Origin of the sequence: Streptomyces endocoffeicus, from assembly GCF_016741935.1 — a bacterium.
Classification (GTDB): domain Bacteria; phylum Actinomycetota; class Actinomycetes; order Streptomycetales; family Streptomycetaceae; genus Streptomyces; species Streptomyces endocoffeicus.
In genome coordinates this window covers 1-380 of the sequence record NZ_JAERRG010000225.1, presented here as the reverse complement: position 1 = coordinate 380, position 380 = coordinate 1, and the positions used below count along the sequence as shown (strand labels likewise).

The window sequence follows — 380 nt, the reverse complement described above, 5'->3', positions numbered from 1 at the left end:
GGTCGATCCCCGTGTCCTTGAGGACGGCATCGAACAGTTCGGGGAACTTCCCGTCCCTGTCCCGGATCATGAACCGTGCCCGGCAGCCGAAGTCTTCGAGGTCCATGTCGATCACTTCGCCAGCCGCAGTACCAGGATGCGGATCGAGCGCACGGTGCGCGGTCTTCCCGGGCGTTTGGGCCGGCAGGAGGCGGCATGGCGGCGTGCGACGAGGTTGCGGTGCCAACGCAGCACCGTGTCGGGGCGTACGAGCAGCCGTAACTGTCGCAGGACGTGCGGTGGCAGCCGGTGCAACAGCGCCGCCAGGAATGCCCGATCGCTCGGCGTGAACCGGACTTTTTGCTCGCCGAGTTGGCGTTCCAGCACGGTGATCTGGTGGC

Annotated in this window: 1 pseudogene; it reads right to left on the bottom strand. The window is 66.6% G+C overall.

Annotation, left to right across the window (positions count from 1 at the left end):
- Positions 1–380, bottom strand: a pseudogene (locus JK364_RS54705) (hypothetical protein); the annotation flags it as partial.